We start from the raw sequence: 7,772 nt of genomic DNA on the forward strand, positions 1-7,772 counted from the left end.
GAAATATTTCTTAATGAATATCAAAATTTAAGAGAATTATACACGGGAATAAAAAGGTATATTAATTTTTATAATAACGATAGAGGACATAGTTCTTTAGATTATGAAACACCTGCTAAGGTATATTTTGGTACTCAAAAAATTGTTTAAGTTTTTTCATAAACTGTTTGACAAACACGACCACCATATAATGTAAGAATTAAAAAACAAAAATACTATTAGTTTACTATCATAAACATAGAATATTGCGATAGTCAGACCTTAGTCAGGCTCAAGAAAAAAAAGAATCTCTTAGTGCACTCTCTAGTTATTCCTTTGTGAGCTTAGTGTAGAAGGTATAAGTTTTTAATCTGTGTAATCTGCGACAAAAGAAAGTTCTAAAGAGTCCCTCTTTAATACGGGTCTGTTTCTTGTCTTGACACAAGAAATAGACGAAAGAAAGTCAAGAAGATTTATAATTGTCTTAGTTAGTAATACACGATCGTCATTGTAGGAACACTACAGCTGAAGTGGAACGACTATAAACTTCATTTTTAAGTCAAAATAAAAGTCAGAATTAAAAAAGGCAGATTCTAGTCTGCGTCAAAGGTAAAAATTTCTAACCAAGAAAAAGAGCTTCTCTTAGTGCTCTTTCTAGCTTTTTCTAGCTTAGTGTAAAGATTTAGGTTTTAATACATTTAATTTTTTTCTTTAAGAGTCATTAATTAAAGGTTAAAAAATAGCAAAGGATTTTTACTTCAATGGGAGTAAAAAGAAGATAGCTGAATTTATAATAACGTATGAATGAAATAGAAATTTTATAGGTGACAATATTTTTTATTGATGGAGGTTAAGATTATGGAGGCTTATTTAGCAGTGGCTTTAAAAGAAATAAGGCACTTAAAATCAGGAGAAAATTTTACATTACAGGACTTATTTAAAAACTATGAATGGGAAAGTTTAGATATCATGAAGCGAACAATTTTAGAGAGGATGTTCTTACACGCAATAGAAATTGGTGAAACTGAAGGAATAACAATCCTAAAAACAAATGAGAAAGAACAGCAGGTCTATAAAAAAGAATAGTCATGAAAAAATTAGATTATGCTTGTCTGGATGCAACGTCACGTTGCTTTTTTAGAAATGATCAATGTAAGGAGGATTTATTATGCCTGAAGATAAACTGAAAGACAAGATTATTGAGCTTCTCCCAAAGACATCTCTTTTTGGAGGAGTAGAAAAAATCGACCTTGATTCATTTATAGAGGGTCTTGCGGAAAGAAGCTACAGTGCTTGAGAAAATGTTTTTGAGGAGGGAGATTCCCCAGGAGACTCCTACCTTCTCTTAGAGGGAGAGGTGAAGGTCACCGTTGCAGGGAGAAGGTTATTCAAATTTGGCCCGGGATCAGTTTTTGGGATAGCTTCTCCAATAGGGATCCAAAAACAAGTTGTCACAGCAACTGCCGATACAGATATTGTTTTGGCAGTTATCCCTAAGATGACCCTCTACCTTTTGGAAGAGCAAAATCCCAGACTCTTTGGGAAGATTATATTAAACGAGGCAAGAGATCTAGCCAGAGCCCTTAAAGTGGCGAAAGAGATAATCATGGACTATATCCTCATAGAAGAGAAAGGAAACCTTTAATTTTAAAGAAAGCAGTATTAAATAAGACGACTTACATTTGAACTTTGGCATCCAGTTGTACAATTTAAGGTTTATAATATTTTATCCTTAAATAAGGATCTGATATATATTAATTGTTTATTTTATGGTTTATCATTATCTTAATTAACTGATGGAAAAAGGAGGAAAAATTATGGCTAAAGTATCCAGAAAGATGGTAGAAGATACAGGAATCGACGTTGAAAACTTTTAGATCTATTGATCAAAAATGCAGCAGCAGAATTAACTACTTTTTATTACTATACAATTTTAAGATGCAACCTTATAGGGTTGAAAGGGGAAGGTATCAAAGAAATTGCAGAAACTGCTAGAATAGAAGATAGAAATCATTTCGAAGCTTTGATTCCTAGAATTTATGAACTTGGTGGGAAATTACCCGATGATATGAAAGTCTTTCACGATATGTCAGCCTGCCCTCCAGCTAGTTTACCTGAGGATCCTAGCAATGTTGAAGAAATATTAAAGGTTTTATTAAATGCAGAAAGATGTGCTGTTCGTGGTTATACTGAAATCTGCAATATGACAGCTGGAAAAGATCATCGTACATATGATTTAGCATTAGCAATCCTCAATGAAGAGATTGAACATGAGTCTTGGTTTGCAGAATTTTTAAGAGAGGGTCCATCCGGACATTTCTTAAGGAGAGGTGAAACTTCCCCATTTGTTTCCAAATTTATGAAATAGTCATGAAAAAATAAAACCCTCAGAGAGTTGACAATTAAATAGCATAATAGTATAATATTTCTAATTATAAAAGCGAAGATGAGGAGAGTAACTTCTAATAGATACTAAAGCGAGCTAGTGACGGTGAGAGACTAGTAGTGGAATTAGTTGTGAAGAACACCTTGGAGCTGCTAACCCAAAAGATTTTTTAAAAAAATCTCAGTAGGCTTAGACGTATTTGACACGTAACGTCAAAGGGTATCGAGGAACTGCTTGTGTGTGTCTCCGTACTTACTTTATTTTTTTAGGGTTTGTATGAATTTTGACTTCTCACTGTTGTAGTGGGGAGTTTTTTTATTAGATAGGAGGATTAAAGTGGAAATGAAAGATATTATAGCTAAGGTGAACTACTATTCAGCCTTGGCTAAGAAAAGAACGTTGACAGATGAGGAAACAATAGCAAGACAAAAATACAGAACTCTATACTTAGAGCAGTTTAGATCCCAAGTTAGGGGACATTTAGATCAAGTAAAAGTTGTAGACGAAGATGGAAATGAAGTAAAATTAAATAAAAAAATAACTAAATTGAGTTAGGGAGGATTTTATGAAAAAAGTAACAGTTAGGGAACTTATCAGAAATGGTGAACAATTCTTAGATCAAGAAGTACAAATTTCTGGTTGGGTAAGAAAGATTAGAAGTCAAAAAAGTTTTGGTTTTATAGAATTGAATGACGGTTCATTTTTTACCGGATTACAAGTGGTATTTGAGGAAAACTTAGAGAATTTTGACGAGATAAGCAGAGTATCAATTGCTACATCTATGTATGTAACTGGAACTTTTGTAAAATCAGAGGGAAAAGGGCAAAAATTTGAGATCAAAGCAACCTCTGTAGAGATAGTCCAAAAAGCTGATTTGGACTATCCATTACAAAATAAGAGACATACCTTTGAATATTTAAGATCAATAGCCCATCTAAGACCTAGAACAAATGCCTTTTCAGCAGTATTTAGAGTAAGATCATTAGTTGCATATGCTATCCACAAGTTTTTCCAAGATCAAGAATTTGTATATGTGCACACTCCAATCATAACTGGAAGTGACGCTGAGGGTGCAGGAGAGATGTTTAGAATAACTACTTTAGATTTAAATGATGTTCCTAAAACAGATAAGGGAGATGTCGACTATAAAGAGGACTTTTTTGCAAAGGAAACTAACCTGACTGTAAGTGGACAATTAAATGTAGAAACTTATTGTGCTGCATTTAGAAATGTATATACATTTGGTCCTACATTTAGAGCAGAATACTCAAATACAACTAGACATGCATCTGAATTCTGGATGATAGAGCCTGAGATTGCTTTCGCAGCCTTGGAAGCTAATATGGATTTAGCTGAAGAAATGGTAAAATATATCATTAAATATGTTATGGAAAAAGCTCCTGAAGAGATGGAATTTTTCAATAAATTTATAGAAAAAGGATTATTTGATAAATTAAACAATGTTTTAGCAAATGATTTTGCTAGAGTTACCTACACTGAGGCAGTAGATATCCTATTGAATTCAAAGCAAAAATTTGAATTTAAAGTGGAGTGGGGGATTGACCTACAATCTGAACATGAAAGATTCTTAGCGGAGAAACATTTCAAAAGACCAGTTTTCGTAACAGACTATCCAAAGGATATCACAGCTTTCTATATGAAGCTTAACGAAGATGGAAAGACAGTAAGAGCTATGGATCTATTAGCTCCTGGAATTGGAGAAATTATAGGTGGGTCTCAAAGAGAGGACAACTTAGAAGAGTTAGAGAGAAGAATGGATGAAATCAACCTTCCTAAGGAAGACTATAAGTTCTATACAGATCTTAGAAAATATGGTTCATTTCCTCATTCTGGGTTTGGATTAGGTTTTGAAAGAATATTAATGTACATTACAGGAATGACAAATATCAGAGACGTAATATCTTTCCCTAGAACTCCTAAGAGTGCAGACTTTTAAGGAGCAAATAGATAGCTAAGGCTTATCAACTTATTACCCCCTTTTTGGGGGTTTTTTGGTATAAATTTATTCTTGGCCTGATATCTTTATGAAGATTAGAGTTATTACCTAGTATATAATAAAAAAGGCTCTTATGATTATCAAGAGCCTTCTTTATATAATCGTACAATGGATGTAATGACTTCCCTTGGGGAGGGAGCAGAATTTCAATTTATACTGCAATACCCATTACACGTATATAATATAATTATTCAAATAAAAAAACAACTTAAATGTTATCGGTTTTGATTAAATTAAGCAATGATATTAATTAAGTTTAGTAACTTATTCTATACAAATTTAAAAATTCAATAATTTTTTATATCCCAACATCAACACTTTTTTACACGGAGATCCCTATTTTTAATGTATCTTGATCGCGATATTATTGATATGTTTATTTGACAATGTTAAATTTATAATGAAGTATATATTAGTAAGTATATTTAACAATTAATAAACTATGTTAGAGAGAGGTGAAATCAACAATCGCTATGGTGGTCGTGGAGGTTATTTTAAAGATCCAAATGGCCATTTATTGGAAATATTAACCACAGACTATGAGATTGATTAAGTAATAGAAGGAGGAGATAAAAATGAATAAAAATGAGATATTTATGGAGAGGAAAGAAGCCCTGGGGTTGGTTCCTGGATTTTTTAAAGAAATTCCAGAAGATTCACTGGCTATGGAATGGAATTTATTTAAAAGATATGTTTTGAAAAAAGATAGTGAAATACCTTCAAAATATCGAGAGCTTATTGGATTAGGAGTAGCTGCAGCCAACCAATGTTGGTATTGCGTAAACTTCCATACTGGACTTGCTAAACTTCACGGTGCAACTGATGCAGAAATTCAGGAAGCAGTCCATCTATCGAAATTTGGAACCGGATGGAGTGTGTATCTCAACGGAACTCTTTTCGACAAAGATCAATTCATGAAAGAACTTCAAGAGATTGGAAAATATTTGAGTAAGGAATAAATCGAAGGCTTCCATGACTGTCATGGAAGCTTTTTTATCCAAAAATTAAATTTTTGGTAATTATGATATAATTTACTTAATCAAAATCGGAGGTGGTTGTTTGAAAGGAAGAGTGTATTTAGAGCATGATTATCTTGGTATCATTGAGATCCTTGAAGAAATCGATGGAATAAGCGGTATTTATTTTTTAGATGAAAAAAAATCCGAGGAAATATCTAGCCCTGAAGTGATAAAATGCAAAAAAGAATTAGAGGAATATTTTGAAAAAAAGAGGACTAAATTCACTATAAATATTGATTTTAAAGGTGATACAGAGTTTCAAAGGGCGTGCTGGAAAGCCATGCATAGAATTCCCTATGGAAAAACTATCTCTTATTCGGAGGAAGCTATGGCCATCAACAATCCTAAAGCTGTGAGGGCTGTAGGAGGTGCAAATGGGAAAAATCCAATTTCCATTGTAGTTCCCTGACACAGAGTAATAGGTAAGTCGGGTAAACTTACAGGATTTGGAGCTGGTCTTTGGAGAAAAGAATATCTCCTAAATTTAGAGAAAAAAATAAAAAAATAATGTATAAATTTTAAGGAAAACAATAACAACTATTGTTTCCCTTTTTGATGCCAATCTACATTGATTTTCGAAGGTTTAGATTCTCTCTGCGAGCTCTCTTTTTTTTCCTTTGTGTACTTTGTGTCATTCGTGACTAAGTCCTTTTATATTAAAGATATATTTTCATCGGTTTCATAATCAAAGATATGACATTTTTCCATATCAAACCAGAAGTTGTAATCTTTTCCATTTCTCGTTTCTTTAACATTTTCAGAAGAGAATCTAGCAGAATATTGAATTCCATCCATTGTGAAATGAACAAACTCCTCATTCCCCATTTGCTCTACGATAGAGATCTTTCCAGTTATATACTCTTCCTTCCCTGGATGTGTTTCATAAGATCCAATATGCTCTGGTCTGATTCCAAACCACACTTTTTTCCCCACATGGCTCTTTACTTTTTCTGCCTTTTCCTTGGACAGGTGTAAGATAGTTTCTCCTACTTTTATAGCAACCTTCCCTCCATCCATAAATAATTCAGATGGAATGATATTCATTGAAGGTGACCCGATAAACCCTGCAACAAATTTATTCTGCGGCCTGCTATATAGATTGATGGGAGTATCTACCTGCCTGATCACACCATAGTCTAATACACAGATTCTGTCTCCCATAGTCATAGCTTCTACTTGATCATGGGTAACATAGATCATGGTAGCAGGCTGACCAGCATCTTTTAACTCTTGATGCAATTGAGTGATTCTAACCCTCATAGAGACCCTTAGTTTGGCATCTAAGTTTGATAAGGGTTCGTCAAATAGGAAAACTTCGGGTTTTCTCACAATGGCTCTTCCTACTGCTACCCTCTGTCTCTGTCCACCAGACATCTCTTTCGGTTTTCTGTCCAATAGATCAGTTATCTCTAATTTTGCAGCTGCACTCCTTACCCTTTCGTCTATCTCAGCCTTGGGTATTTTTTGTAATTTTAGACCAAATGCCATATTTTCATAACAAGTAATATGGGGATAGAGTGCATAGTTTTGAAATACCATAGCAATCCCTCTATCCTTAGGAGGCAGTTCATTTACAACCTTCCCCCCTATGATTATCTCACCACCGGTAATATCTTCTAATCCAGCAATCATCCTAAGAGTTGTGGATTTTGCACAACCAGATGGCCCGACAAATACCATGAATTCTCCATCTTTGATATCTAAATCTATCCCATGAACTGCTTTAAATCCATTTGGATATGTTTTTTCTACCTTTTTTAATTTTACTCCTGCCATTTCTATCCTCCTGTATATAATTCAATGATTATTAATTTTTGTCATCTTCACCACCCTTGGTAAAACGTTTTATCCACAATTAGTATACTCTATTTACCTATAAAAACAAACTTTTTCTGATAACAAACAAAAAGTTCCATTTCAATAGATTAATTCAAAATTTTTCTACAAAAATTAAAAAAAACTTGCACTCTTTTAAAAAAAATGGTATTATTCTCTATAAAATAATTAAATTTTGGAGGTAGAAATTACAATGGAAAGATCAATTAAAGATACAACCGCTAACCCAGCACCTTTAGGGCTTTTAGGATTTGGAACAACAACTTTATTATTAAATTTACACAACGCAGGTTTATTTGAAATGAATAATATGATCTTAATGATGGGACTTTTTTATGGAGGATTTGCACAAATAATTGCAGGTATCCAAGAAAACAGAAAAGGTAACACATTCGGAGCTACAGCATTTACTTCTTATGGAGCTTTCTGGTGGACATTAGCAGGAATTTTAATGTTAAACAACGCAGGATATCTGGCAACTGACCATATTGCTTTAGGTTCTTATATGTTTGTATGGGGTCTTGTTACACTTATC

The 7,772-nt window shown here is 33.4% G+C and carries 8 protein-coding genes and 2 pseudogenes; 9 read left to right on the forward strand and 1 reads right to left on the reverse strand.

Features of this window, described 5'->3' with window-relative positions; all coding sequences use genetic code 11:
• Nucleotides 1-837 precede the first annotated feature (837 nt).
• From V5784_RS00930 to V5784_RS00965, 8 genes and pseudogenes are all read left to right on the forward strand, one after another.
• Nucleotides 838-1,065, forward strand: a complete 228-nt coding sequence (locus V5784_RS00930) for a DUF1413 domain-containing protein (RefSeq protein WP_336887174.1) — start codon at nucleotides 838-840, stop codon at nucleotides 1,063-1,065.
• An 82-nt stretch (nucleotides 1,066-1,147) separates the two neighbouring features.
• Complete coding sequence (locus V5784_RS00935; protein ID WP_336887175.1) at nucleotides 1,148-1,276, forward strand: hypothetical protein; 129 nt, start codon at nucleotides 1,148-1,150, stop codon at nucleotides 1,274-1,276.
• A 15-nt stretch (nucleotides 1,277-1,291) separates the two neighbouring features.
• Nucleotides 1,292-1,624 (forward strand): annotated as a pseudogene (locus tag V5784_RS00940) (cyclic nucleotide-binding domain-containing protein); the annotation flags it as partial.
• A gap of 234 nt (nucleotides 1,625-1,858) precedes the next feature.
• Nucleotides 1,859-2,347 (forward strand): annotated as a pseudogene (dps, locus tag V5784_RS00945) (DNA protection during starvation protein); the annotation flags it as partial.
• Between the two features lie 354 nt (nucleotides 2,348-2,701).
• Nucleotides 2,702-2,920, forward strand: coding sequence for a DUF896 domain-containing protein (locus tag V5784_RS00950; RefSeq protein WP_336887176.1), 219 nt, complete (start codon nucleotides 2,702-2,704; stop codon nucleotides 2,918-2,920).
• Between the two features lie 10 nt (nucleotides 2,921-2,930).
• Nucleotides 2,931-4,322 carry an asparagine--tRNA ligase gene (gene asnS / locus V5784_RS00955; protein ID WP_336887177.1) on the forward strand — a complete coding sequence of 464 codons (1,392 nt, stop codon included), beginning with the start codon at nucleotides 2,931-2,933 and terminating at the stop codon, nucleotides 4,320-4,322.
• Between the two features lie 635 nt (nucleotides 4,323-4,957).
• Entirely contained in the window at nucleotides 4,958-5,341 is a 384-nt protein-coding gene (locus V5784_RS00960) for a carboxymuconolactone decarboxylase family protein (RefSeq protein ID WP_336887178.1), read from the forward strand.
• Nucleotides 5,342-5,420: 79 nt separating this feature from the next.
• Complete coding sequence (locus tag V5784_RS00965) at nucleotides 5,421-5,909, forward strand: methylated-DNA--[protein]-cysteine S-methyltransferase (RefSeq protein ID WP_336887181.1); 489 nt, start codon at nucleotides 5,421-5,423, stop codon at nucleotides 5,907-5,909.
• A 143-nt stretch (nucleotides 5,910-6,052) separates the two neighbouring features.
• Here the strand turns inward: V5784_RS00965 and ugpC are convergent, their stop codons facing one another.
• The gene (gene ugpC / locus V5784_RS00970) at nucleotides 6,053-7,177 is read right to left on the reverse strand and encodes a sn-glycerol-3-phosphate ABC transporter ATP-binding protein UgpC (protein ID WP_336887179.1); all 1,125 of its coding nucleotides are present in this window, start codon (nucleotides 7,175-7,177) and stop codon (nucleotides 6,053-6,055) included.
• A 253-nt stretch (nucleotides 7,178-7,430) separates the two neighbouring features.
• On the opposite strand from ugpC, the gene V5784_RS00975 reads away from it, so the two are divergent.
• A partial coding sequence (locus V5784_RS00975; RefSeq protein ID WP_336887180.1) for an acetate uptake transporter occupies nucleotides 7,431-7,772 on the forward strand: 342 nt, incomplete at its 3' end.

Origin of the sequence: Psychrilyobacter sp. (genome assembly GCF_037132775.1) — a bacterium.
Taxonomy (GTDB): Bacteria; Fusobacteriota; Fusobacteriia; order Fusobacteriales; family Fusobacteriaceae; genus Psychrilyobacter.